This window comes from Campylobacter sp. RM9328, from assembly GCF_012978615.1.
The window spans coordinates 108638-134961 of record NZ_LIWF01000002.1; the positions used below are offsets into that span (position 1 = coordinate 108638).

General features: G+C 39.6%; 23 protein-coding genes. 14 read left to right on the forward strand and 9 right to left on the reverse strand.

Annotation, left to right across the window (positions count from 1 at the left end; genetic code table 11):
- Positions 1-9: 9 nt before the first annotated feature.
- From CCAL9328_RS02105 to CCAL9328_RS02125, 5 genes are all read right to left on the reverse strand, one after another.
- Complete coding sequence (locus tag CCAL9328_RS02105) at positions 10-2961, reverse strand: formate dehydrogenase subunit alpha (RefSeq protein WP_169999892.1); 2952 nt, start codon at positions 2959-2961, stop codon at positions 10-12.
- 8 nt (positions 2962-2969) lie between these two features.
- Positions 2970-3176, reverse strand: a complete 207-nt coding sequence (locus tag CCAL9328_RS02110) for a twin-arginine translocation signal domain-containing protein (RefSeq protein ID WP_169936813.1) — start codon at positions 3174-3176, stop codon at positions 2970-2972.
- 475 nt (positions 3177-3651) lie between these two features.
- The gene (locus CCAL9328_RS02115; protein WP_169999893.1) at positions 3652-4365 is read right to left on the reverse strand and encodes an amidohydrolase family protein; all 714 of its coding nucleotides are present in this window, start codon (positions 4363-4365) and stop codon (positions 3652-3654) included.
- A complete protein-coding gene (locus CCAL9328_RS02120) occupies positions 4358-6034 on the reverse strand; it encodes a 4Fe-4S binding protein (protein ID WP_169999894.1) in 1677 nt (558 codons plus the stop codon). Before CCAL9328_RS02120 ends, CCAL9328_RS02115 begins: the two co-directional genes overlap by 8 nt.
- Before the next feature lie 149 nt (positions 6035-6183).
- Positions 6184-7698: a flagellin B gene (locus CCAL9328_RS02125; protein WP_169972000.1), complete on the reverse strand. Its 1515-nt coding sequence runs from the start codon at positions 7696-7698 to the stop codon at positions 6184-6186.
- A gap of 193 nt (positions 7699-7891) precedes the next feature.
- Here CCAL9328_RS02125 and topA point away from each other — a divergent pair, with 193 nt between their 5' ends.
- The 10 genes from topA to pseH all read left to right on the forward strand — a co-directional run bounded on the left by topA (position 7892) and on the right by pseH (position 17845).
- Complete coding sequence (gene topA / locus CCAL9328_RS02130; RefSeq protein ID WP_169999895.1) at positions 7892-10000, forward strand: type I DNA topoisomerase; 2109 nt, start codon at positions 7892-7894, stop codon at positions 9998-10000.
- A 16-nt stretch (positions 10001-10016) separates the two neighbouring features.
- On the forward strand, positions 10017-10535 hold the full coding sequence (locus CCAL9328_RS02135) for a YfcE family phosphodiesterase (RefSeq protein ID WP_169999896.1): 519 nt from the start codon (positions 10017-10019) through the stop codon (positions 10533-10535).
- A gap of 43 nt (positions 10536-10578) precedes the next feature.
- Positions 10579-11418: a biotin synthase gene (locus CCAL9328_RS02140; RefSeq protein ID WP_169936824.1), complete on the forward strand. Its 840-nt coding sequence runs from the start codon at positions 10579-10581 to the stop codon at positions 11416-11418.
- A 15-nt stretch (positions 11419-11433) separates the two neighbouring features.
- Entirely contained in the window at positions 11434-12609 is a 1176-nt protein-coding gene (locus CCAL9328_RS02145) for a cation:proton antiporter (RefSeq protein WP_169936826.1), read from the forward strand.
- Positions 12609-13886, forward strand: a complete 1278-nt coding sequence (locus tag CCAL9328_RS02150; protein ID WP_169936828.1) for a citrate synthase — start codon at positions 12609-12611, stop codon at positions 13884-13886. The genes CCAL9328_RS02145 and CCAL9328_RS02150 overlap by 1 nt, the downstream gene beginning before the upstream one ends.
- On the forward strand, positions 13880-14662 hold the full coding sequence (locus CCAL9328_RS02155; RefSeq protein WP_169999897.1) for a 3'(2'),5'-bisphosphate nucleotidase CysQ family protein: 783 nt from the start codon (positions 13880-13882) through the stop codon (positions 14660-14662). The genes CCAL9328_RS02150 and CCAL9328_RS02155 overlap by 7 nt, the downstream gene beginning before the upstream one ends.
- A gap of 62 nt (positions 14663-14724) precedes the next feature.
- Positions 14725-15855, forward strand: a complete 1131-nt coding sequence (pseC, locus tag CCAL9328_RS02160; protein WP_169972005.1) for a UDP-4-amino-4,6-dideoxy-N-acetyl-beta-L-altrosamine transaminase — start codon at positions 14725-14727, stop codon at positions 15853-15855.
- A gap of 1 nt (position 15856) precedes the next feature.
- Positions 15857-16537 (forward strand): pseudaminic acid cytidylyltransferase, encoded by a 681-nt coding sequence (gene pseF, locus CCAL9328_RS02165; RefSeq protein ID WP_169972006.1) that lies wholly within the window; start codon positions 15857-15859, stop codon positions 16535-16537.
- Entirely contained in the window at positions 16530-17399 is an 870-nt protein-coding gene (gene pseG, locus CCAL9328_RS02170; protein WP_169999898.1) for a UDP-2,4-diacetamido-2,4,6-trideoxy-beta-L-altropyranose hydrolase, read from the forward strand. Before pseF ends, pseG begins: the two co-directional genes overlap by 8 nt.
- The gene (gene pseH / locus CCAL9328_RS02175; protein WP_169936838.1) at positions 17381-17845 is read left to right on the forward strand and encodes a UDP-4-amino-4,6-dideoxy-N-acetyl-beta-L-altrosamine N-acetyltransferase; all 465 of its coding nucleotides are present in this window, start codon (positions 17381-17383) and stop codon (positions 17843-17845) included. Before pseG ends, pseH begins: the two co-directional genes overlap by 19 nt.
- Positions 17846-17910: 65 nt before the next feature.
- On the opposite strand, the gene CCAL9328_RS02180 is transcribed toward pseH, so the two are convergent.
- Positions 17911-19467 carry a DUF3373 family protein gene (locus CCAL9328_RS02180; RefSeq protein ID WP_169999899.1) on the reverse strand — a complete coding sequence of 519 codons (1557 nt, stop codon included), beginning with the start codon at positions 19465-19467 and terminating at the stop codon, positions 17911-17913.
- A 17-nt stretch (positions 19468-19484) separates the two neighbouring features.
- Positions 19485-19823, reverse strand: coding sequence for a hypothetical protein (locus CCAL9328_RS02185; protein WP_169936842.1), 339 nt, complete (start codon positions 19821-19823; stop codon positions 19485-19487).
- A gap of 367 nt (positions 19824-20190) precedes the next feature.
- Between CCAL9328_RS02185 and pseI the strand changes: the two genes are divergently transcribed.
- Both pseI and CCAL9328_RS02195 read left to right on the forward strand, forming a co-directional pair.
- Positions 20191-21219, forward strand: a complete 1029-nt coding sequence (gene pseI, locus CCAL9328_RS02190) for a pseudaminic acid synthase (protein ID WP_169972009.1) — start codon at positions 20191-20193, stop codon at positions 21217-21219.
- A gap of 47 nt (positions 21220-21266) precedes the next feature.
- A complete protein-coding gene (locus tag CCAL9328_RS02195) occupies positions 21267-23318 on the forward strand; it encodes a motility associated factor glycosyltransferase family protein (RefSeq protein WP_169999900.1) in 2052 nt (683 codons plus the stop codon).
- Between the two features lie 38 nt (positions 23319-23356).
- Here CCAL9328_RS02195 and pseB read toward each other — a convergent pair whose 3' ends face one another.
- Positions 23357-24343: a UDP-N-acetylglucosamine 4,6-dehydratase (inverting) gene (gene pseB, locus CCAL9328_RS02200; protein WP_169936848.1), complete on the reverse strand. Its 987-nt coding sequence runs from the start codon at positions 24341-24343 to the stop codon at positions 23357-23359.
- Between the two features lie 356 nt (positions 24344-24699).
- The gene (dcd, locus tag CCAL9328_RS02205) at positions 24700-25260 is read right to left on the reverse strand and encodes a dCTP deaminase (RefSeq protein ID WP_169936850.1); all 561 of its coding nucleotides are present in this window, start codon (positions 25258-25260) and stop codon (positions 24700-24702) included.
- A 67-nt stretch (positions 25261-25327) separates the two neighbouring features.
- Here dcd and CCAL9328_RS02210 point away from each other — a divergent pair, with 67 nt between their 5' ends.
- Together CCAL9328_RS02210 and modA are read left to right on the forward strand one after the other, a co-directional pair.
- On the forward strand, positions 25328-25534 hold the full coding sequence (locus CCAL9328_RS02210) for a tautomerase family protein (protein WP_169936851.1): 207 nt from the start codon (positions 25328-25330) through the stop codon (positions 25532-25534).
- An 83-nt stretch (positions 25535-25617) separates the two neighbouring features.
- On the forward strand, positions 25618-26319 hold the full coding sequence (modA, locus tag CCAL9328_RS02215) for a molybdate ABC transporter substrate-binding protein (RefSeq protein ID WP_169936853.1): 702 nt from the start codon (positions 25618-25620) through the stop codon (positions 26317-26319).
- Positions 26320-26324: the final 5 nt, after the last annotated feature.

Below are 26324 nucleotides of genomic sequence, written 5' to 3' on the forward strand. Positions count from 1 at the left end.
GCTTGCTCCTTACTTTGCTATCTCATCTAAGAAATTTGTCTTAAAGCCCATTGCATCGGCTTTTTCTATACGACAAAGTCCCGCGTTAAACTCTGAAATTTGAGTAACAGGGTCAAAACCGTAGTTTACGATCGTATTTGAAGATTCGCCTATGACATACGGCTTAGTGCCTTCAGGATAGCGGTCGCTTATATCCACACCTTGCATGATACCGGCAAAGTTATACGGAAGACAAATTCTATCCGGTGTAACAGTCTCGTTGTGGTAGCATTTTACTTTTATCTTAGTGCCTTGCGGGCTGTGTATCCACATCATATCGCCGTCATTTATGCCTTTATCCATCGCAAGCTCAGGATGAACATACGCAAACATTTCAGGCGTTATCGCAGAAAGATATTTGCTCGTTCTTTCTATCATACCTGCGCCGCTTAAATTTACTAAGCGCATAGAGCTGATGATAGTAGGGAAATTTTTACTCCAGTCTTCTTTTTGCTGTTCACCTTTAAATTTAACCTCGACACGGAAATTTCTCTCCTGATCATCGATAGCAGGGTATTTTTGAACTAGATCCCAGCGCGGTGAGTGGATAGGCTCGCGGTGTTTTGGAATTTGATCTATAAATTCCCAAACGATCGCTCTTGCTCTTGCATTTCCGTAAGGTGCAACTCCTGCTTCACGACATTTTGCAAGGATTATACCGCTGTAGTCTGTCGTCCAGTCATCACCCATTTTAGCCTTTTCCTCTTCGCTTAGAGTTATGCCAAGAACAGCCTCAATGTTTGCTTTAGTAATCTGCGGATATCCGCCCTCTACCTTAGCTCCTTTTATGGTTACGGTTTCATCAGCAAGCTGACTTACGCCGTTATGCTCAAGCCCAAAGCGATTTCTAAATCCGCTTCCGCCCTCCGTATACGGCACATCAGGACGATAAAGGATAGGAGTTCCAGGGTGTTTTTCATCCCAGCATGGCCATGGAAGTGAGTAATACTCGCCTTTGACATCCCCGCCTATACCCTTAAGCGTATCTGGATCGAAATTCTCCCAGTTAGCTTGGTGACGTTTTAAGCGCTCAGGCTGCCAGCCTGTAAGTCCGATAGAGCGACCCATCCTAGCCATTTCACGAGTTGCGTCCTCAGGCCATTCAAATTTATCTTTTACTACTTTTAGTTCCCCGTCAACAACATCCATCATTAGTGACTTCGTATACTCTTCATAAAAGCCCCATTTTTTAGCAAAAGCGAACATAACTTCATGGTCGGGCTTACTTTCAAATAACGGATCAACCACCTTGCTTCTCCATTGACCGCTTCTGTTTGTTGCTACGACCGTTCCGCTATTTTCAAACTGCGTTGCAACAGGCAGGATATAAACACCGTCTTTTCTATCGCTTAGTATCGCGACTTCGTTTACAAACGGCTCTGCAACAACTAGCAGATCAAGCTTATCAACGGCTTCTTGAATTTTTGTTAGGTGGGCCATCGATGTTATACCTGTTCCTTGCACCCAAAGAACTTTAAGCTCACCACTTGAGAAAGTTTTCTCCTCTTTCAAGACGCCTTGCCACCATTTTGATAGTGACCAACCTTTTTCATTTCTCCAATTTCTATCTTCAGGATTTTTTGGGTTATGATAAAAATACTCTGTAAATTTTGTTCCTTTTACAGGTGCTCCGCCTTGTTTTGGCTCTTTAACAGATACCGCAAAGCGTTTTGTAAATTCATCAAAATCAACACCCCAGCCTTTACAGAAATATCTCCATGCTTTATCGCCAAGACCATAATAAGTAGAAAGCGTATCGGCTAGGTTACCCATATCGGTTGCGCCTTGGACGTTATCGTGTCCACGGATGATCTGGCAACCGCCGCCCGGTTTTCCAATATTTCCTAATACCAACTGTAAAATAGATAAAATTCTTGTATTTGAACTACCTACAGAGTGCTGTGTGATACCCAAAGACCAAGCTATACAAGCAGGCTTTGTAGTAGCAAAAAGTTTTGTTACCTGTATAAGCTGCTCAGCTGGAACTCCCGTAACATCCTCAACCTCCTCAGGCGTCCATTTTGCCGCTTCTTCGCGGATCTCATCAACACCATAAGATCTGTGTTTTAAAAATTCTTTATCTTCCCATCCGTTTTTAAATATCAGATGAAGCATACCGTAAACAAAAGCTATATCCGTTCCCGGACGAAGACGCACATAATGATCGGCTTTTGCCGCTGTTTTTGTAAATATCGGATCCACGACTATAAGTTGTGCGTTGTTTCTATCTTTTGCTTGTATGAAGTGCTTCATGCCACCTACTGGATTTGCAACCGCAGGATTTGCTCCAAAAACCATTATAGCTTTTGAATTTGCCGCCACGTCTCCAAAGTGGTTTGTCATCGCGCCATAACCCCAAGTATTCGCCGCTCCGGCGACTGATGCGCTATGTCAAATACGTGCAACGTGGTCTATATTGTTTGAACCCCAAAATGCTGCAAATTTTCTAAAATACCAAGCTTGTTCGTTGCTAAATTTAGCCGAACCTAAAAACTCAACGCTATCTGGACCATGCTCTTTACGAATTTCAAGCATCTTGTCGCCGATCTCATTTACGGCAGTCTCCCAGCTTATGCGTTCCCATTTGCCGTTTACCTTTTTCATCGGGTATTTTATGCGTTGTTTGCTTTTTGTAAGATCGATCTGATCTATACCTTTACAGCAGTGGCTTCCTTGTGAAATCGGGTGTGCAACCGCCATATCCTGGCGCAACCAAACACCGTCTTTAACCTCGGCTTCTATACCACAGCCGGCTGAACATATCGAGCATATCGTTCTAACTCGTTTTGAGCCGGGATATTGCTCGCTTAAGCCGTCTGCTTTTTTAAGAGTATAATTCTGTGCTCCAAACGCCATAGTGCTACCGGCACCAAGGGCTGCGAGCTTTAAGAATGAACGTCTTGCGACTCTTACATTACTCATCTCATCTCCTAGTAAGCGACTTTATAGTATTGTTCCCACATTTGGGTTTTGCGGTAAAGAACTTCTTTTTTATTTGATTTTCCTTTTACCACGCCGTTACCATCTGCATCATTTGGCATTTTTGAACTTGCTATAAGCGAAGTAGCCGTAAGTGCAGTAGCTGCCGTTGTTGCTTTTAAGGTTTTTTTGAGAAATTCTCTTCTGTTTTGTTTCATCTAAACAACCTTTCTAAATGAATTATGTAAATTTTGCATATTTTATAATTTGCCTCAGCGCATACACAAACATAAATATATAAAGTTACATAACAACAAGCCCTTGTTTTAGGGCAACTCCATTATTTTAGATATTTTATTTCAATATGCTAAAATTCCATATATGTAAATTTAGCACAATAAGTAGAAAAGTAAATTGATAATTATTAATTAGATATTATTTTTTATATTGTTTTAATGATATTTGATCTACTTTGTATAAAATTTATACCAAAATATCGACTTTTGATAAAATTTATCCTTTAAATTTACTCAGGTTACGAAAGTGAAAGATTTTTGTAAATTTTCTGGCAAAACAACCAAAAAAGCATTAAATTTAATTTGAGACAGCCTTAAACCTTAAAAGGCATTATAAAGAATTTAAAAATGGAGATGAGGCTTAAATTTAAGCCCCTTTTCTCCTAAAAGGCAAGTGCTAAATGGTGCTAAATTCTTCCCAATGTATTTTAGACTTAACTGTAGGCATTTTAGTTTTATACGGCTTGCGTCCAAGTGCCGCTTGTGCGGGAGTTTGCACGCTTTGGTCTATCACAGGAGCTTCTACGCCTTGCATAGAGCGCTCTAAAGCCATAAATGTCTCTAAGATCACAGCAAAAAATTTAAAGAATTTAGCCTTTTCATGCTCTAATATCATCTGTGTAAATTCATCTACAAAGCCGTTTATCACGCGCACAAAAAGTTCATCAGCAAGACTCTCTTTGCTGTTACTATCAGCTTCATCGCATAAAAATGTCATCATAAGGAAAAATACAAATCCAACAAAATCCTCACTATCAGGGCATCTTAAAAGATCGCGTCTATACTCGCTTTTCTTTAAAATTTCTATCACTCTAAGTCTAGCAGCACCCTCATCCCTGCCCTCTTCATAAAAGCTAACGCTTAAAGGCACGTTTACATAACTTAGGTCAAAAAGTACTGAATTTTGCTCGTCCTTAAATTCATCAAAGCTTATCTTTTTTAGCTCATTAAATGCGTCTTCACACTCTTTTGAGAGTGGATTTTTAGCTAGTTCATTTAGCTGCTCTTGCCAAATTTTAAATTTCTTATCGTTTTCATAGAAAAAAAACGGCATAGCAAAAAATTCGTAGTAATACGACCTAGCTTTTAAGATATCTATGTTTTTATTCATAAATTTTTCCTTCGTGGGCTGCTGCGATCTGCGCTTTTATCATCACTTTAGCTTTACAGTCGCTACAGCAATAAAGCGTCTTTATTTTGTCGGGTTGATTAGCAAAACGTGGGGTCATAAGCGCTGCGATCTTCTCAACTGCTTTTTTAGTAGCAAATTCTTTACCGCACTCTACACACTTAAATAGCTCATCCTTTGCAAGCTCACTATACTCAAAGGTTTTTGGCGCAAGCTCGATCTTGCCACGTTTTAGCACGATAGTGTCCTTTTCGGCACAGCTTACCTCGCAATACCCGCAAGCCGTGCAAATGCTTGGGTTAAATTTTATAGAGTTATCAGATTTATCGGCGATTAGCGCATTTACGTTACAAGCGCCTACACAACTTAGACAAAGCGTGCACGTATCGCGGTTTATCTCGACAGTACCATACTCTATCGCATCATCGGCATATACCGTGCCTAAAGTATCCTCGCCTACTAAAGCTTGAAGACGATTAGCAAAAATTTCACGTTTAGCAAGAGCGTATTCGCTTACGCTTTGCTCGCTACCTTGGATAAATTTCGCCTTTTCTAAAGCGCTTTTTAACTCATCTTGGTTTTTAGCTACATAAACGGCTTTTTCTTTAAATTTTAGCTCGTAAATTTGGTTTAGCATGTCAACCGCAGAATTTAACGCCCTACTTCTTGCATTTGAGTAGATTATCAAATTTGCGCCACTTTCTTGAAGCAGGGTTAAAAGGTGTGTATGACTTAAGAATTTATCCGCTTCTACGGCAAACGGAACTACGTTTTGCGGTAGTGATATGTTTAAATTTTCAAGCGACATAGAGCGAGGGATGATTAAGGGAATTTTACCTTTATACATGCGAGCTAGCTCTATAAACGCCATGCGTGGCATAACAGAGTAGTCGATAGCGCCACTAGGGCATATACTCACACACTCTCCGCAGTTTGTGCAGTCGATATGTGAAAACACGAGATGTTTTTTCTCGTCCTCTTTTAGTATCGCTACCGTTGGACAGGCGTCGGCACATTTGGCGCAAATTTCAGATCTTCTCTCATGATACTGACATATACTTGAGTCGTAGTTTATAAAGCTTTTGTAAGGATAGTTTGGTGTGTGTGAAGTAAGAAAGTCTAAAATTTCATCATCGTTTTTACCTGATATCTCCATACAGCCACTTTGCTTAAGCATGTAGTCACGGGCATTTTCTACCAGAAAAAAGTCGCACTCTATATCAAATTCTCCCTCTTCTTTAAGCACGATAGCATTTAGTTCTCCAACCGCACCATATACAAATTTGATCTCAAAATGTGCAAGTTCGATAACCTTAAAGTCATTTTGTCTTAGTTTATTTGCCAGAGCTTCGCGTCCTGCGTTGCTTACGATTATGACGTTTTTACCGACTTTTTTGTCATAGTCGATATCCTTTGCCGTATCAAAACAAGTAGCTCTAGCCTCATAAAGCATAAGTGTGTTTTTAGCCTTATCAAGCACACTATCGGTTGAATTTTTTATATAAAAGTCTATCTCGGGTGCGATTATATCGGCGTTTAGCCTTGATGAATTTGCAACTAAAAAGTGAGCATTTTCGTCTTTTGTGATCTCAATCTGCTCATTTAGCATAATACTTTCGTCTGTTTGGTTATAAAAACCGAATTCTTTCATGTTTTCGCCTTAAAATTTGAAAATTATCAAAATACTACTCTTTTTGTCTTTAAATAACAGTTAAGTTCAGAATTTAAAAATTTGATTTGATTTTATGAGGATAAAAGAGATATCCCCCGCGGGTGCGAGGGATATGGGAGCGCCTAAAATTATTGAAGTAATTTAAGCACGTTTTGTTGAACGCTGTTTGCTTGGCTCATAGCGTAAGCGCCTGATTGTGCCAAGATGTTGTATTTAGAGAAGTTTGCACTCTCTGCAGCGAAGTCAACGTCTCTGATCTGGCTTTCTGCTGATTTAACGTTTACTTGAGTTACTGTGATGTTATTTACAGTAGATATAAGTTGGTTTTGAACAGAACCAAGGTCAGAGCGGATAAGGTCAAGTGTTTTTTGAGCACTTTCAGCGATATCCATAACAGCCATAGCACCGCGTAAAGTCATAACGCCTGCTGCTTGGTTTGATGTTAGAGCAGCTATACTCATTCTTTGGAAGCCCATAGCTGTAGCTAGGGTTTTGTCTATCTGTCCTCTTACTTGTCTTAAAGACACAGACTCACTTGCTCCACCTTTAGCAGAGAAAACGCCTACAGAGAAACCTTTTCCACCACCTGCACTAATCTTAATATCACGTCCATCAAGACGAACTAGGTTTAGACGACCTACGAAACCATTTTTAGAGATTGATAGTTTGGTATCAAAGCCAAGTGCTTGAAAGCCAGTATTATTATTGCCGCCACCAAAGCTTATAGCACGACCGTCACGGCTAGTAAGAACTAGTTTACCACTTTCGTTAGTAGATGCCTCTACACCTGTTTGGTCTTTTACAGCATTGATAGCATTTACTAAAGCGCCGTTACTGTCTCTTTCTGCTAATGTTAAGTCACCGATCTTAACGCCGTTGATAGTAAAAGATACCAGCTTAGTGCCTGCCGCTATATCAGTTGCAGCTATCATAGTAGTGTCAAATGTAGCGCGAACACCTGTTTTGTCTGAAAGTTTGTTAATATTTTCAGCTAGAGCGCCTACGCCTTGACCTAGACCTGTGCCGATAGTAGCGCCTGCTACTTTAACGTTATTTACACCGTCAACATTTAGGAAAGTTAGAGTTACTTTACCTGAAGCTGTTAGAAGCTTAGAGCTTTCAAAACGTGTAAGACCTATCTTGTCAGATGTAGTAGCACCGATACTTGCTTTAACGGTTTGGTTAGAGTAAGCGCCTATTTGGAATTCTTTGTTAGAGAATGTTCCGTTTAGAAGCTGTTGACCGTTGAAAGAAGTTGAGTTACCGATGTTATCTAGCTCTTCCATAAGGCGAACGATATCAGCTTGTAGTGCTTGACGAGACTGAGTAGTTTGACCGTCTTGAGCTGACTGAGTAGCTTTAACTTTGATAGTGTCAAGAATTTTTAGCTGCTCGTCCATAGCTTTATCAGCTACTTGGATGATACCGATAGCGTCGTTACCGTTTGCGATAGCTTGACCAAGAGCGCTAGCTTGGCTTCTAAGGCTGTCTGCGATAGCAAGACCTGAAGCGTCGTCAGCTGCTGTTTGGATCCTAAGACCGGAACTTAGCTTGCCAAGAGATAGAGAAAGATCTCTGTTGTTGCCAACTGCGTTTGCGTGTGAATTCAACGCGTTAATGTTAGTGTTAATACGAAAACTCATTGTAAATCCTTTTGTTTTATTTAACGACATCATGTCGTATGAAAACTATATCGGAAGAAGTAAAAAAAAGTTTAGGGGTAAAAAGTAAAAAATAAAATTTCATATAAATTTGAGATCTTTTATCTTTACATATTAGTATAGTGTTAAATTTTTCTGCTACAATTACGTCAAAAATTTTCAAAAAAGGCTACAAATGAAAAATCTAATCATTGTAGAGTCACCAGCAAAAGCAAGAACTATAAAGAATTTTTTAGGCAAAGACTACGATGTTATCGCTTCAAAAGGACATATAAGAGATCTTCCTAAAACAAGCTTTGGCATAAAGATAGAAAATGATGAATTTAAACCAGAATACCGTGTAAGCATGGATCACTCAAAGATAGTAAAAGAGATAAAAGAACTAGCCAAAAATGCCGATAAGATATATCTAGCAACGGATGAGGATAGAGAGGGAGAGGCGATCGCCTTTCATATCGCAAACGCTATCGGCAAAGAGGCGACTTCACTACCTCGCATAGTCTTTCACGAGATAACTAAAAGTGCGATAGATACGGCACTGGCAAATCCAAGAACTATAAACATGGACAGTGTAAATGCGCAACAAGCCAGACGTCTTTTAGACCGTATAGTCGGATACAAGCTAAGTCCTCTTTTAAATTTAAAGATACAAAAGGGGCTAAGCGCGGGTCGCGTGCAAAGTGCCGCACTTAAAATCATAGTCGATAGAGAAAGAGAGATAAGAGCATTTAAGCCCGTAGAATACTACAGCATAGATACGGTGTTTAAAAAAGATCTTGAAGCGGAACTGATCAAATTTGAAGACCAAAAGATCGAAAAGCTAACCATAACAAACCCGGATCGCGCAAAATACATAGTGCAAAATTTAGCAAATGAAAAATTTAGCGTAAGAAATATAGAAAGCAAAGACAGAAAAACGCAACCAAGTCCGCCGTTCATGACCTCAACACTTCAACAAAGCGCATCAAACGCACTTGGCTTTAGCCCTAAAAAAACAATGATGATAGCGCAAAATTTATACGAGGGCGTGCAAACTCATGAGGGCTTTATGGGTGCGATAACCTACATGAGAACAGACAGCCTAAACCTTGCAAAAGAGGCTATAGAGGCCGCAAGAGAGAGGATAATAAGCGAATACGGAGAGAAATATCTGCCAAGCAAGCCCGTGCTTTACGCAACAAGCTCAAAGGGAGCACAAGAGGCTCACGAGGCGATAAGACCTACAAATTTAGACTTTACACCGCAAATCGCAGCGAAATTTCTTGAAAAAGACGCGCTTAGGCTTTATACACTTATATACAACCGCTTCTTGGCGTGTCAGATGAGCGCTTGCATAAGCCAAACACAAAACATATACGTCGCAAGCCAAAAAGGGGAATTTAAGATAAGCGGAAGAAAGGTGCTTTTTGATGGATTTTATAAAGCTTACGGCGACATGGATAAGGATAAAATTTTACCAAACGTAAATGTCGGCGATGAGATGAGCTTGCAAAGCATAAAAGAGGAGCAGCACTTTACTGAGCCTCCCGCAAGATACTCTGAAGCTGGACTTATCAAAAAGCTTGAAAGCCTTGGCATAGGAAGACCAAGTACCTATGCGCCGACCATATCACTACTAACATCGCGCGAATACGTAAAGATCGAGAAAAAACAACTCATACCTTGTGAAGTGGCGTTTAGTATGATAGGTGTTTTAGAGGAGCATTTTAGCAATATCGTAGATAGTGAATTTACTTCTCAACTAGAAGAAAAGCTTGACAAAATAGCCGAAAACGAAGCCGACTGGCAAAGAGTGCTAAGCGAGTTTTATCATCCTTTTATGGATAAAATTTCAAGCGGTAAAACAAATATAAAGAGCCTAAAAGTAACTGTCGCTATCGGAGAAAAATGCCCAGAGTGTAGTGGAGAGCTGGTAAAACGCAAAGGACGATACGGAGAGTTTATCGCGTGCGGAAATTTCCCAAAATGCAAATACTCAAGAAATATAAAAACACAAACAACTGATGAACAAACGACTAATGATCAAAAGCCAAAAAGAGAGCTTAAAAAACTTGAAGTCCCATGCCCAAAATGCGGCGGCGAAATAGTCGAGAGATTTTCAAGGCGAGGGAAATTTTACGGATGTGGCAACTATCCAAAATGCGACTTTATAAGCAACTATGAGCCAGTAGCTCAAAAATGCGACGAGTGCGGCGGAGATATGGTAAAAAAAGAGCTCAAAAAAGGGACTTTTCACGAATGCACAAAATGCAAAAAAAAGGTGCAGGTATCAGACGCAGAGTAAAAATTCTATTTATAAAATGATAAAAGTCGGTATCATTTCAGACACTCACCAAAAAAGTAAAATCGCCCGTGAGGCGATAGAAATTTTAAAAACGCAAGGTGCTAGCTTGTTGCTTCACGCAGGAGATATCGAACAGATACAAACGCTTGAAGATATGAGGGATAGCAAAGTTAAATACATAGCGGTTTTAGGAAACAACGACTGGCATTTAAAATCCGAGTGCGATAAATTTGAGCTTTTTAACGAGCCGTATAAATTTGAATTTAAAGGCATAAATTTTAAGCTCATGCACCATCCTAGGTTTTTAGAAGCTGATAGCGATGTGATAGTATTTGGTCATACGCATAGCTTTACGATAGGGGCTAAAGACGGTTGTCTTTTTATAAATCCCGGTGAAATTTGTGGAAGAAAATTTGAAAATTTTACATTTGCAATGTTGGAATTTAAAGATAATAGTCCAAAGGTATATAAATTTATAAAAGCGCCAAACGAGGCGGAATTTAAAAAGATAGAGGTTACAATTCAAGAGTTTTGACAGATCAAAAAAACTCAAGATAAGTTATAAAAAGGGGAATTTGATGAAAACTATAATGCTATGCGCTATCTGCTCGGTAAGCTCGGGCAACTGCTCCGAGGACTGTGCCTACTGCACCCAAAGTGCAAAAATAGACGCAAGTATAGAAAAATACAAGATAAAAACAGTTGAGCAAGTCGTAACGGAAGCTAAAATGGCAGCAGCAAATCACGCGCTTGGCTTTTGTTTAGTAACCAGCGGTGCTAGACTAAATGATAAAAAAACCGAAGAGATCGCGCGTATTGCAAGAGCCGTTAGCAAGGAAGTGCCACAACTCATGCTTATAGCTTGCAACGGCATGGCAAGCCTAGATCAGCTTAAAGAACTTAAAAATGCCGGCGTTTTTAGCTATAACCACAACCTTGAAACATCGCGTGAATTTTTTCCAAAAATTTGCTCTACACATAGCTGGGACGAGAGATGGCAGACAAATTTATATGCCAAAGAGGCTGGACTTGAGCTATGCACGGGAGGAATTTACGGTATCGGCGAAAGCCAAGAGGATAGAACAAGCTTTAGAAAAAGTTTGTGTGAGCTTAAGCCTTTTTCAAGTCCGATAAATTTCTTCATACAAAACGAGGCATTAAAGATAAAACAACCGCGTCTTAGCGTAGAAGAGGCACTAAAGATAGTTGACGACACGGTAAAGGCACTCCCTGGAGTTCGCATAATGATAGCCGGAGGAAGAGAGGCGGTTTTAGGCGATAGACAATATGAAATTTTTGATCACGGCGTATCGGCTGTAGTCATAGGCGACTATCTAACAACAAAAGGCGAAGTCGCGAGTCGCGATATCGAAAATTTCAAAAAAATGGGCTTTAGCTTCGCTACAAAATGCCATTAAATTTAGGAACTATACTTGCAAACAGACGGAACAAATGAGCTTGGCATACTTGTAACTTTAGCTTTTATTATATTTGCCTCGCCGTATTTTTCAAGAATTTTACGCATACCTATAGCACCTATAGAGATCACGCTTGGCGCCGTGGTTGGGTATTTTGGATTTATCGGGGAGAATGAAATTTTTAAGCTCATCAGCGAGGTCGGCTTTTTCTTTTTGATGTTTTTAGCAGGTATGGAGATCGATCTTAGAATGCTTATAAACGCAGATAGAAAAATTTTAAAACTAGGGATGATCTATATCTCTTTGCTTTATATCTTCTCTGCGATACTGACATTTAGTTTTAACCTAACTCCGCTTTTTATCATCATAATCCCACTCATGGCGGTCGGCATGATATTTACACTCTTTAAAGAGTATGGCAAGGATAGGGAGTGGCTAAATTTAAGCATGCTTATCGCCGCTATCGGGGAGTTAGTAAGTATCGTGCTTTTAACCTTTGCGGCGGCTTATTTGCAGTTTGGTGCAGGTCTTGAGCTTTGGGTAACGATATCATATCTTATAATATTTCTTGTGCTTAGCGTGCTTGGCTTTAAATTTCTTAATGTTTTATTTTGGTGGTATCCAAGCATAAAACTCCTACTTATGCCACACTACGATAAGGACGAGAAGGACATACGTTTAAGTATCGCGGTGTTTTTTGTGATGATAGCGCTTATGGTCTATCTACATCTTGAAGTTGCCTTTGGTGCGTTTATAGCGGGTATGTTTATCACGACATTTTTTGACCATAAGAAGGATCTGCCACATAAATTAGCAAGCTTTGGATTTGGGTTTTTAGTGCCTACATTTTTTGTGTATATAGGCTCGACGTTTAAGCTAAACAACCTTTTTATCCCAGAAGTGCTAAACAACGCCGCTTTCATCGTTGTTTCGATGATAGGCTGCAGGCTTTTGGCTAGTTTAGTGTTTTTAAATATCTTAAAACTTAAAAACACCGTCCTTTACGCACTTAGTCACTCGATGCCGCTAACACTTTTAATCGCAGTTGCTACCATAGCATACAAAACAGGCAATATAGATAAAAATTTTTACTCCTCTTTCATACTAGCAAGCCTAACACAAGCTATAATATCACTCATAAGTATTAAAATTTTAATCAACATAAAACCTAAATTTAAAAAGGATAGATAATGGCAAATACAGCAACACTGACCGATAACCGCAATGGAAAAAGTTATGAGTTTCCTATCTTACAAGGAACAATGGGTCCGGATGTGATAGATATATCGACCCTTTTTTCTGACACGGGCATGTTTACCTTTGACCGTGGATACACCTCAACGGCGATGTGCAGATCGCAAATAACTTACATAGACGGTCTTAAGGGCGAGTTGATGTATAGAGGCTATGATATAGCGTATCTAGCCGAGCAAAAGACATTTCTTGATGTAGCTTATCTGCTTTTAAACAAAGAGCTTCCTAATCCCGATCAATACGCGGCTTTCAAACTAGAACTTAAAAAACGCTCGTTTATCCACGAGGGTATGTTAAAAATTTTTGACGCATTTCCCGACAAAGCACATCCGATGGCTATACTTCAGGCTTCAGTTTCGGCTCTATCGGCATTTTATTCAGACCACCTAAACATGGATAAACCTGAAGAGTATCACGAAATGGCTATGCGTATTATCGCTAAAATTCCGACTATCGCAGCATTTAGCTATCGCTACTCACGCGGTCTTCCTATCATATATCCAAATTTAGATCGCGGATTTACAGAGAATTTCTTGTATATGATGAGAAGCTACCCTTACGAGCACGTCGATCTAAAACCGATAGAAGTTAAAGCACTTGATACGGTGTTTAGTCTTCATGCCGACCACGAGCAAAATGCTTCTACTACGACAGTGCGAACTGTCGGATCGACCCACGCACACCCTTATGCTTGTATCGCAGCCGGTATTGGCGCACTATGGGGCTGGGCTCACGGGGGAGCAAATGAAGGCGTTATACGCCAACTTGAAGAGATAGGATCGGTTGATAAGGTAGATCACTATATCGCAAGGGCTAAAGACAAAAACGATCCATTTAGGCTTATGGGATTTGGGCACAGGGTGTATAAAAATTTCGATCCAAGAGCAAAGGTGCTTAAAAAGATGCGAGACCAGCTAATTGATGAGATCGGTATCAACTCAGAGCTCATCAAGGTCGCAAACCGCATAGAAGAGATAGCACTAAACGATGATTACTTCGTATCTCGCAACCTATATCCAAATGTTGATTTTCACTCAGGACTGATCCTAAAAGCACTTGGAATTCCAAATGATATGTTTGCGGTTATCTTTGTCATCGGCAGAACTCCTGGTTGGATAAGTCAGTGGATAGAACTAAAAGAGCAAGACACGATAAAAATAGTTCGTCCAAGACAACTTTATGTCGGGGAGACAAACCGAACTCCAAAATGCTAGAAAATTTAATAACCCTAGCCAAAAAAGCGGCACTTGCGGGCGGAGCGGAAATTTTAAAACACTATGACGACTTTAGCGTCAGTATCAAATCCGACAACTCTCCAGTAACAAGTGCCGACTTAGCTTCAAACGAAATAATATGCAAAATTTTAAGCGAAAGCGACTTGCCGATATGCTCCGAAGAAAACGAGCTAAAAGATACCGACTTAAAGAAATTTTGGCTTATAGATCCACTTGACGGAACAAAAGAATTTATCGATAAAAACGGCAACTTTTGCGTATGTATCGCACTTATCGAAAATTTACGACCTTCTATCGGGGTTATTTATATACCAACTAGCGATGAACTTTTTTACGCAAGCAGACTGGGAGCTTTTAAGCAAACAAAAAACGGAGTAGTAAATTTAAACAAAGAGCGTCAAAATGGCGGCGATCTAGTGCTTTTTAACACTCGCAACCAAAACAAAGCTCTAACAACCGTCATCTCAAAGCTAAATTTAAAAAGCAAGGATGTCGGCTCCGCGATAAAATTTTGTCGTCTTGCAGAAGGCAGCGCTGGAGTTTATATGAGATTTAGCCCATGTAGTATTTGGGATATAGCCGCAGGAGACGCACTGATAGAATTTAGCGGTGGGGTGATGTGCCAAGCCTATGACGGCAAAGATATAAAATACAACCTAAACAGCCTATCAAGTCCCCACTTTATCGCCCTTAGCAAAGAAAAAGCCCCTATCCTACAAAAGACACTTAATATCATAGAAAACGAGAAAAAGTAACAACTCGCCGCCTAGTCTGTGATATTATGATAAAATCACATAAAACTTTTGTGGGAGCATTCATGATACCTTACAGCAGACAACAAATCACAAGCGATGACATCACCGCAGTTACCGAAGCGCTAAAAGGCGACTTTCTAACAGGCGGGGCAAGAGTAGATGAGTTTGAGACGGCACTTCAAAACTACACTGGAATTAAGCATGTTATCGTGATGAATTCCGCCACTTCCGCACTTCACGTGGGGTATTTGGCTCTTGGACTAAAGGCGGGCGATGAAGTGATAACTACGCCTATAACATTTGCGGCAACAGCAAATGCGTCACTAATGTGCGGTGCAAACGTGAAATTTTGCGATGTGAAATTTGACGGAAATATCGATGAGAAAAAATTATCAGAGCTAATCGGCCCAAAGACGAAAGTGATAACGCCTGTTGATTTTGGCGGAAACGGCGTAGAGATAGAAGAGATAATTAAAATCGCCAAAAAGCACGGTATAAAGGTGCTTGACGACGCTTCACACGCACTAGGGAGCGAAATAAATAGCGTAAAGATAGGCAATCACGCAGACGCGACCGTCTTTAGCTTCCACGCTATTAAGCCCATAACCACCTTTGAAGGCGGCGCACTAGCCACAAACGACGATGAGATCGCACGTCTTGCTAGGCTTTACCGCTCACACGGTATCAGCAAAAAGCGCCTTTGGGATAGCGATATGAGCCATCTTGGATACAACTATCGCCTAAGCGACGTTGCGTGCGCCTTGGGCACGAGCCAGCTAAAAAGGCTTGACGAGATGATAGAGGTGCGTGAGAAGATCGCTAAATTTTACGATGAGAAATTTGAGAAAAACCCGTATTTTAGCACGATTAAGATCGCCGAAAACAAAAAGAGCGCACGCCACCTTTATCCGATTTTGCTATTTTCAAATTTTTGGTGCGCTAAAGAGGATATTTTTGAGGAGCTTCACAGGCGCGGTATCGGCGTGCAGGTGCATTACAAGCCGACATATCAGTTTAGCTTCTATAAGCAAATTTACGGCGAAATGGCTCTAAAAGTTGCGGAGGACTTTTATAGAGCAGAGCTTAGCTTGCCGTGTCACCAATCGATGAGTATGCAAGATGCCCGATTCGTCGCTACAAATTTGCTCGAAGTTCTAGCCAAATTTGACACTTCAAAAGAGTGTGGAGTTTAAAATGAAAAGCCTTTGTGTCATCCCGGCTCGCGGCGGAAGCAAGCGAATCCCGCATAAAAATATCAAGGATTTTCTAGGCAAACCGCTCATCGCATACAGCATCGAAGCGGCGATAAATTCGGGTGTTTTTGATGAGATAATAGTAAGCACCGATGATGAAGCTATTGCCAAAGTCGCAAGGGAATTTGGCGCAAAGACGCCATTTATGAGAGAGCTCGCACTAAGCGACGACTACGCAACAACAAGTGCGGTGATAAAAGACGCTTGTATGAAAATGAGTGAAGAATTTAAGTGCATTTGCTGTCTTTACGCTACAGCTCCGCTTTTAACGGGTGAAATTTTAAAGCAAGCGCACACAAAATTTATGGGCGAAAATCCGGAGTTTTTATTCTCGGCTTGTGAGTTTTCTTTCCCTATTCAACGCGCGATAAAGCTTGATGAAAATGGACACGTGAGTATGTTTTATCCGCAGCACTTAAAAACTCGCTCGCAAGACTTAGAGCGTGCGTATCACGATGCGGGGCAGTTTTACTTCGGGCGACGTGAGGCGTGGCTTGAAGATAAGGCGATATTTGCACCGCATTCACGGGCGTTTGTTTTAGAGCGAAATTTGGTCTGCGATATCGATACGATGGATGATTTTGAATTTGCTAAAAAGCTTTATAAAATAAACTATGTTTGAAAAACCCTCACACCTAAAAACACTTATTAGAGCCGATAGTAGCGCTACTATCGGGCACGGACACATCAGGCGTGATTTGGTGCTTGCAAGCCATTTTAAGGATATTAGCTTCGCATGCGTGCGACTAAATGGCGATATCTTTGATGAGATAAATTACCCCAAATTTGAGCTTAAAAGCTCTAATATAAAATACCTTATAAATTTAATAAATGAGCAAAAATTTAAGCTTCTTATCATCGACCACTACGGCATAAACGCAAAAGATGAGAAGCAAATAAAAGAGCAAACTGGAGTTAAAATTTTAAGCTTTGACGATGAGTACAAGGAGCATTTTTGCGATATTTTACTAAATGTTAATACTTTTGCCGACCCACAAAGATACGAAGCTCTCGTGCCAAGGGAGTGTGAAATTTGTTGCGGTGAAAATTTTATGCTTGTTCGTGATGAATTCTACAAGGAGCGTGAAATAAAACGTGAGAAAAAATTTGACTTTTTCATCGCATTTGGTGGAAGCGACGTGATGGATCTTAGTTTTAAAACTGCTCAAATTTTGCTTAGTAAAGGACATAAAATCGCCGTTATCACGACATCTGCAAATCCAAATTTAAACGCACTTAAAGAGCTAGCTAAAAAAAACTCAAATTTAAGCCTTTTTATAAATTCAAAGCAGATCGCAAGGCTTATGAATGAAAGCCATGAACTAATAATTTCGGCAAGCTCTTTTGCCAATGAGGCTTTAGTTTTGGGCGCAAAATTTAGCGCCGTAAAGGTCGACCAAAATCAAGACGAAATCTACAAATGGCTTGTTAAAAAGGGCTTTAAAGCTTTTAGCGGAGAAGAGATATGCAAGAAATTAGCCTGATAAATTTTACCGATCTAAATGAGCAAGAAAGGATGATGATCCTAGCTTGGCGAAACGATGAGCGAGTGGCTAAATTTATGAAAAACAGAAGCGTTAGCCAAGAGGAACATTTGAAATTTATAGAAAGCTTAAAAGAACGCGGGGATAAGCGGTATTTTTTGGTAAAAGAGGGTGAAATTTATATCGGCGTGATAGATTTCATAGATATCACAAAAGACTCTTGCGAATTTGGAATTTACGCCAACCCCAAGCTTAAAGGCAAGGGTCAAATTTTAATGCAAACTATTATAGATTACGCCACCAAAGCACTTAAAATCAAAGAGCTAAAATCGTGCGCTTACAACGAAAATGAAAAGGCGACTAATCTATACCGCAAATTTGGCTTTGAAATTTATGATAAAGATGAGCAAATGAGCTATATGTCGCTATATTTAAATTTGGCGTAAATTTACCACATAAACTCATATGCTCTGATCAAAACGAGCTAGCGCATTTGGTAGCCGTCGCTTGTTTAATACCTATATCTTAAGCTCAAACGAACTTGTTGTGCACTTTTTACAGCTCCAGGAGTTTTATCTACATCCATAGGCGTTCCCGTCCATCCAAAAAATGTGTCGCTACCGGTGTAGTCATAGTCTATGTAAGCATAACTAAACCCTGCGACCAGGTTTTTGCCTGCGATCGGTTTTGTGTAATATGCCTCATACGCATTACCTCTAGCTGCAAGCTTAGAGCCTATCAAAGTATCTTCGCCGTAAGTAAAGCTTCTCCAGTATTTACTTCCGCGGTTATACTCTAAGCCAAAGCGATCACCTTCAAAAATTCCGGGAGTTTGTAAACCTAGATATATAGATGAGCCAAATTTACTATCTTGTGATCCCAACATCCCAGACATCGGACTTATGGTTCCCATAGGAGTTATAGCGCCTAGTTTATTTGAGTTAGGGTCTGTTTTGCTAAACGCATAAGATGCGAAAAATATCGTATCATCTAAAAAGTCGCTCCAGCCATCGCCTATGCCATTTACTTGAAGAGATAGCGCACCGCCACTCATGTCGCCGACATCACTAAATTTAAAGTTTGGACCAGTAAGACCCATGCCGGTAATATCCATATCCATCAAATTCTTAGCTATGAAGTAATTACCCATGAGTTTATACTGTCCGTTATCATAAAGCTGTAAGATCAAGCCTGCTAAGTCCATGTTTGGATTTTGGTCTGCATTGATATAGCCAGGATTAAAGCCCATAGTGCTCATGTTCATAGAGTATGCACCCGTGGTATCCGAAAAACCTCTACCTAGACACAATTTCGCATAAAAGCCGGGGATACCGGTTATCTTATCAAGATCAAATTTAAAGCTAGCGCCGTCAAATTCCATATTGATATTATGCCCTATAGGAGATTTTGGCTCAGCATTATCGGCACGTAAATTTGTTAAAAAACCATCCGTTGACGGGCGCCTTCCAAAGCTAACAGTATAAGGCATATCCCCGACTTCGTTCATATATAAAAAATACGCCTCTCTTAAACGAATGGCATTATCGCTTGGTTTTTGAGTACCATACCAGTCAAAATTCTGAAAATATGAATTTTGAGCCACGTTATTTTGCCCATAAATTTTATAAGCACCCAACGCCCCTCTAAACACTAAGTTATCTATCGGAGAAGCCGACATTCCCAGTATTAGCTTGTTTGTCCAAACTCCGTTATGCTTATCTCCTACACCATTTATCTTGTAGTCGAGATTATCGTAAGCTGTTCTAAAGTCGATATCCCATTTGACATTATCTCCTGCCGTATGTTTTTTGATATCGCCTACTTGTTTTTTTAGTAACGTTATATCATCGGCATTTTTCGTAACACTAACCTCTTTACCATCACCCATAGTAGAATTTGATAAAGATGCTTGCAAAGTACTAATCTTGTCTTGATTTGCCTTTAGAGCTTCTATCTGCGCTTGAAGCTGTTTTACTTGGAGCTCTAAAGTCTTGAGCGCGTCTGTATCGCTTTGCGCGAAAGATACAGAAAATACCGCTCCCAAAAGTAACGGATGGATGAATTTCATTTTATCTCCTTATGGTGTTAGCAAGAAGGGACTTTACCGCTATCAACGGCGTATTCGATACAAAAATCCTTAATATGGGTCATAGACTTTGGAAATTTGTCACTTTTTAGAAAATCTTGCAAAGCTGGATACTCTTTTGAGTATTTTTCTACAAACTTAGTCGCATCGCCCTCAAAAAGCTCTTGCCAGCCTGCTTGCGTTTGAAGACGAGCAAACTCGGCACCATTCATACCTGTGGCAGGTTTCATGAATTTAAGGTAGTATTTTTGACCTTTGGCGGCGTCCGCAAATGCGTTAGTGCTCACAAGGTTAAGCATTAAAAATGCACCTAAAACAAAAGAAAGTAACTTTCTCATATTAATCTCCTTTAAAATAGAATTGTAATTTTATATTTTAAGTTTCGAATTATAGTTAGTAATCTATCTTCTGTCTGCAACAAAGTCACATTTGTATTTATAAAAAGAAATAGCGTAAAAATACAAAAAATTATAAATCATACAAAGCTTAAACATCGCAAGACTATTTTTAAACGCAAACCTGCTATAATATGGCTAAATTTAAAAGGGCTTTTATGCAAGATATCACGCAAGCCATAGTGATAAGCAGCGATGGAAGTTTTATGACTAAACGTGCATTAAAAGCCGTGTCACGTCATATCATATTTGGTTGATAAGGGCCTGGTTTTGATATTAGAAATTTATAAAGAAAACATTTGGATAATTTATGAAAATAGCAAATTTTGACACAAGCAAAAATGTCTTTATCATCGCCGAACTTTCCGCAAACCACTCTGGAAGTTTAGAAACCGCGATTAAAACCATAAAAGCGGCAAAACGTGCAGGAGCAAACGCCATCAAGCTTCAGACATACACTCCAGATAGTCTTACGCTAAACTCACGCAAGGAAGACTTTATGATACGTGGCGGACTTTGGGACGGGGCGAATTTATATGAACTCTACCAAGAAGCGCTAACTCCAAGAGAGTGGCACGCAGAGCTTTTTAGAGTCGCGCACGAAGAGGGACTCATCTGCTTTTCAAGCCCGTTTTGCAAAGACGATGTGGACTTTTTAGAGCAGTTTAACCCGCCAGCATATAAGATCGCAAGCTTTGAAGCGAACGATCCTGAATTTATCCGCTACGTGGCGAGCAAAAACAAGCCAATGATAATCTCAACAGGCATAATCACCGAAGATGAAATTTACGCTGCGGTATACGCTTGCAAAGTAGAAAACAACCATGATGTCGCGCTTTTAAAATGCACCTCAAGCTATCCCGCACCACTAAATGAGATGAATTTACAAACAATTGCGGCGATGAGAAATAAATTTAGCGCAGAAGTTGGCTTCTCCGATCACACGCTTGGTATCGTTGCGCCCGTGGTTGCCGTTAGCCTTGGCGCACGCATAATCGAAAAGCACTTTATCTTAGATAAAAGCGTGCGAAGTGTCGATGAGGCGTTTAGCCTTGATGAAAGAGAATTTAGTGAGATGGTAAAAGCGGTAAGATATGCCGAAGCACTATTGGGCGAAGCAAAATTTGAGCTAAATCAAAAAGAGATAAAAAACCACAAATTCGCCCGCTCACTATACGCAAGTGCGGACATAAAAAAAGGCGAAAAATTCACGGAGCAAAACATAAGAAGCGTCCGCCCCGGATACGGCTTGCACCCTAAATTTAAGGCTGATCTAATAGGCAAAACAGCCAAACGCGATATAGAATTTGCAGACAAAATAACAAAAGAGGATTTTTAACCACCAAATCGGTCTAAATTTCAAAAGACAACCTAAAGGATAGAAAAATGGCTAACAAGACAAAGAATTTTACATTAAAAAATCCAAGAATAAACACTTTGAAAACTTCTCAAAAAGAACAGATGAGCGAGCAAGATATATCAAATCCGATATTTAAAAAAAACTTACAAGCCCTCTTTCAACAAGATGAGGTGCTAGCTGCCAGACTTTGGGCTATGACCGAACAAGATAAATATGAAATTTTTATCGGCAAAGACCCTATAGACATCAATCTTATAGACAGACAAACGTTCGAGTATATTTATGAAAAGCCTGTCAGCGATATAAACAATATGCTTCAAGAGATAGAGAATCAATACAAGCGCTATCCTATACTATACTTCTATGGGCTTGGCAACGGCATACTTTATAAAGCACTACTTTTTAACCCGACACATAAACGCATAGTAGTGCTAGAGCCGGAAATTGAAATTATATACTCGGTTTTAAATTTAGTTGATCTTTCAGAAGAGCTGGCTAGTCAAAGACTTACACTTTTTTATTCAAAATTTGCCACATATACACAGCTTTACTACATCGTGGCAAAAAATGAATTTCTAATGTATGCTAAAACCTATACACTGCAAATACACACACATTTTTATGATAAATTTGAAGAGGATATCATAAGAATAAACAAGGAATTTTCAAAAGCTATTTCTCAAACCGTAGTTAGTCAAGGTAATAGCATAGATGATATGCTAACAGGCATTTCTTATCATGTCAAAAATTTACCGACAATGATAACTAACTATGCTTATGCTGATCTAATTAAAAAGCGTCATAAACTTATGGATACCGCAGTAATTGTATCCACGGGACCAAGTCTTGATAAACAGTTAGATACACTTAAAAAATTTGCCCCATATGTTACAGTTATAAGTCTTGATGCATCATATCCGATACTTCTAAAACATGGCATTAAACCCGACTATGTTACATCAATAGAGCGAGTTAGCGCCACATCTACTTTTTTTGAGCACAAAAACAAAAAAATAGACGAAGATATATACTTCATCGTAGCTTCACTTACTCACGAACAAACCATCAAAAACATCTTGCCTCGTCGCCTTGTTCTCACCATGCGTCCACACCCAACAGAAAGGGCATTTAAACTAGACAAATACGGCTACGTAGGTGTTGGGCACAGCACCGCAAACCAAGCATATCAAATAGCCTACGCACTAGGACATAAAAATATCGTGCTTATCGGTCAAGACCTAGCTTTTGCACCGGACGGCAAGTCTCATGCCACAGGACATGCCTTTGCTCAAGCAGATGAATTTTTATATGTACCGGCTTATGGTGGCAAAGGTGAAGTAAGAACAACATACATCTGGGATAAATTTAAAAATCAATTTGAAGCAGATATCACTCAGTCCATGCTAAACGATATCAAAAGTTACAACTGCACCGAAGGTGGAGCAAGGATAGAAGGGGCTATAGAGCGTCCATTTTTAGAAGTTATGAGTGAATTATGTGAAGGCAAAAAGCCTAAAATGTTACCAAATATTACCAAACCAAGTGAGGCAAAAATAAACGCTGCACTTATAAAAGCATATAGCTTTCTTACTAAAAAAGTTAAAGTTCTAAGCTCGACACAGGATAAGATAGAAAAGCTCTTTTTATCTATTGTCCCACAAATAGATAAGATAACCAAACTAAAAGAAGGAGGAAAAATTTCTGAGGATATGTTTCCGCAGCTAATTAATATTTCCGACAAAATAGATAAAATTAAAAATTTACTAACTAAAAAATCAGTCGGCAGATATTCTGACGCCATCATTACAATGTCGGTATATTTCCAAGAGTTGGAACTTGCTAAAATTTCAGTCGCTCCAAGCGATACCGCACTTGAAAAGACTAAAAAGCTAATCGACTGGGTTGAGATACACAAGTATTGGCTATTCTCAGCCGCAGGTGGGCTAAACGCTGATATACAAACAACCCAAAAAGCATCAGAAAACCTAGTAAAAGAGCTTAAAAAGCGTAGTCTTATTACCAAAAACGAGATAGGCAAACCAAAGGATATTTTCCGATTCAGCAAAGAAGATCTATAAAAACAAACAAAAGAGACGAGAAATCGTCTCTAAAACTATCAGCCTATCATATCCAAAAGATCGTTTCTGTCAAGCCAAATTTTGTTCTTATCCGAACTATATTCAAATTCTTTTTCGACCGGCTTGCCTTTTTCACCGATAGAATTTACCGCAAAATTTTGAGCCGTAGTAAATTGGATCGACGGGCTAATCACATAATGATCGTCAAATTCGTAAGTCAAGTGCGCATCATCTTTGCCAACCATCACTTCATGCATCTTTTCACCAGGACGTATCCCTATGATCTTTATGCCAAGTTCTGGCGCTAAAGCACGAGCTAGATCCATCATGGTCATGGATGGAATTTTAGGGATGAAGATCTCTCCGCCTTTCATTCGCTCAAAATTCTTAAGCACGAAATTTACGCCTTGCTCTAACGTTATCCAAAATCGCGTCATATCAGCATGCGTTATCGGAAGCTCTTTTGCGCCCTCTGCTATCAAGCGTTTAAACAGTGGCACCACCGATCCGCGAGAGCCAACGACATTGCCGTATCTTACGACACTAAAGCGAGTTTTTTTACTACCTGCGATGTTGTTTGCCGCAACAAAAAGTTTATCGCTAGCTAACTTTGTAGCACCATATAAATTTACAGGGTTGCAGGCCTTGTCGGTTGACAGTGCAATGACTTTATCAACTCCGCACTCAAACGCCGCATCAATGACGTTTTGCGCACCGTTTATATTAGTTTTTATGCACTCCATAGGATTGTATTCTGCGATCGGCACATGCTTCATAGCAGCCGCGTGTATTACATAATCAACGCCGTTCATGGCAGTTTTTAATCTTTTCTCATCTCTTACATCTCCGATGAAGTAACGCATCGCTGCAGCATTAAAAACCTGAGCCATCTCGTATTGTTTTAGTTCATCGCGAGAGTATATGATGAGACGTTTTGGATTAAATTTCTTAAGTAGGATTTCTGTGTATTTTTTACCAAAACTTCCCGTTCCACCGGTGATCAAAATGTTTTTGCCGTTAAACATCGTCTTTATCCTTATTTGTGGCTTCTATTTTCCGCTATACTGCGTTGAAAATTCGCTCATCTGCGGTCATTACCTATATGACAACTCCCTTGCTTTGCTCATTTTCGCCTTGTCTTGCAAAAAACAGTTCGCCTTTTTATATTATTTTTAAAATTTAAGCAAAAAATATACCAAATTTAATAACAAGAAAAACAATAACAGAGAGATTGCGAAGTATTTAATAAAGATAAAGAAAACGTAAAACGCGAAGTATCGCAAAGTTAGACTAGGCGAAATTTAAAAATCAAACGGAGTGTATATGTAATACGTGAGTATTGATTTTTAAATTTCAACAAAGTATAACAAAGCGAGATAAGCTACTTTAATATTCTAGGAAGTGTTATCCCCTCCTGTGCTTGATACTTGCCTTTTTTATCCGCATAAGTTACCTCACATGGCTCATCACCCTCGATAAAGAGCACCTGCGCGATACCTTCATTTGCATAAATTTTAGCAGGAAGCGGCGTCGTGTTTGAGATCTCTATCGTTATGTGTCCCTTAAATCCCGGCTCAAACGGCGTTACGTTTACGATGATACCGCATCTTGCATATGTGCTTTTACCCAGACAAATTGCCAGCACGTTATCAGGCATATTGAAATACTCAACCGTTCTAGCTAGTGCAAATGAATTCGGCGGCACAATACAAACATCGCCCACAAAATCCACCACGTTTTTCTCATCAAAATTCTTTGGATCGACTACCGTTCCGCCGATATTTGTAAAAATTTTAAACTCGTTTCCGACCCTGATGTCATAGCCATAGCTTGACACACCATAGCTTACTACGCCCTTGCCTACTTGTTCTTCTGCAAAAGGCACTATCATTTTTTCGTTTAAGCTCTTTTCTCGTATCCATTTATCGCTTTTTAAACCCATTTTTCACTCCTTTTAAATTTTAGACCAAATTTTAGCTAAAATAGACTGAAATTTAAAAGGAGTGAAAATGCCTATCATAAAAGTAACAATGACAAAAGAGGACGGCGGACTAAGCGTAGGGCAAAAGGAAACTTTGGCTAAAAAGCTAACCGATAGCTTCGTAGAAGTCGTAGGTCGAGGCGAAAAAACATGTGTCGTTACCATAGACGAAATTTCGACCGACAACTACGCAATAGGTGGCAAAACAGTAAGTAAAATCAGACAAGAAAAGTAGCTAAATATAAAAAAATATCTTTTATAAATATATAAGAATATATTTAATATCATTTGCCAACATTAAATTTAAAAGGATAGATGATGAAAAAGATAGTTCTTTTGTTATTTACTACGGTTTTTATGCTAAGTGCCGATAGCTTGCTAGTAGGCGCCGGCGGTGGATATAAAAAGCCAATTAGCGCCGTGATAGATAATCTTAAAAAAGAAGGCGCAAACATCGACGGTGCCTTTGCAAATTTAGGACAGATAGCTATCCAAGCCAAGGAAGGTAAGATGGCGATAATCGTTGGCGACGAGGCATTTTTAAACAAAACCGACCTTGATATCAAAGGATATGAGCGTATCGGAAAAGGTGCTTTGGTGCTTGTAACTCCCAAAAACAAGACTATAAAAGACGTTAACGATCTTAAAAATTTAAACCGTATCGCCATGCCTGACCCCAAAAAGGCTATTTATGGAATTCGTGCAACCGAGTTTTTACAAAACGCGAATTTAAAGAACAATCTTAGCGCTAAAATCTTACCCGTTGCAGGTGTGCCGCAAGTAGTTGCTTACGTGATCAACAACGAAGTTGATGCAGGTTTTATCAACTCAACTGAAGCAAAAGCCAGAAAGGACGAATTTGGCTCGATTATTTACATTAACGAAAGTCTTTATAATTATGTTTATATCTCTGCCGCAAAGCTAAAAGCTTGCGAGAACAATGCCCTGTGTGAGAAATTTATAAACGAACTAAAAAGTGATCGTTCTAAAGAAATTTTTGCCAAATTCGGACTTAAGTAGTTAAA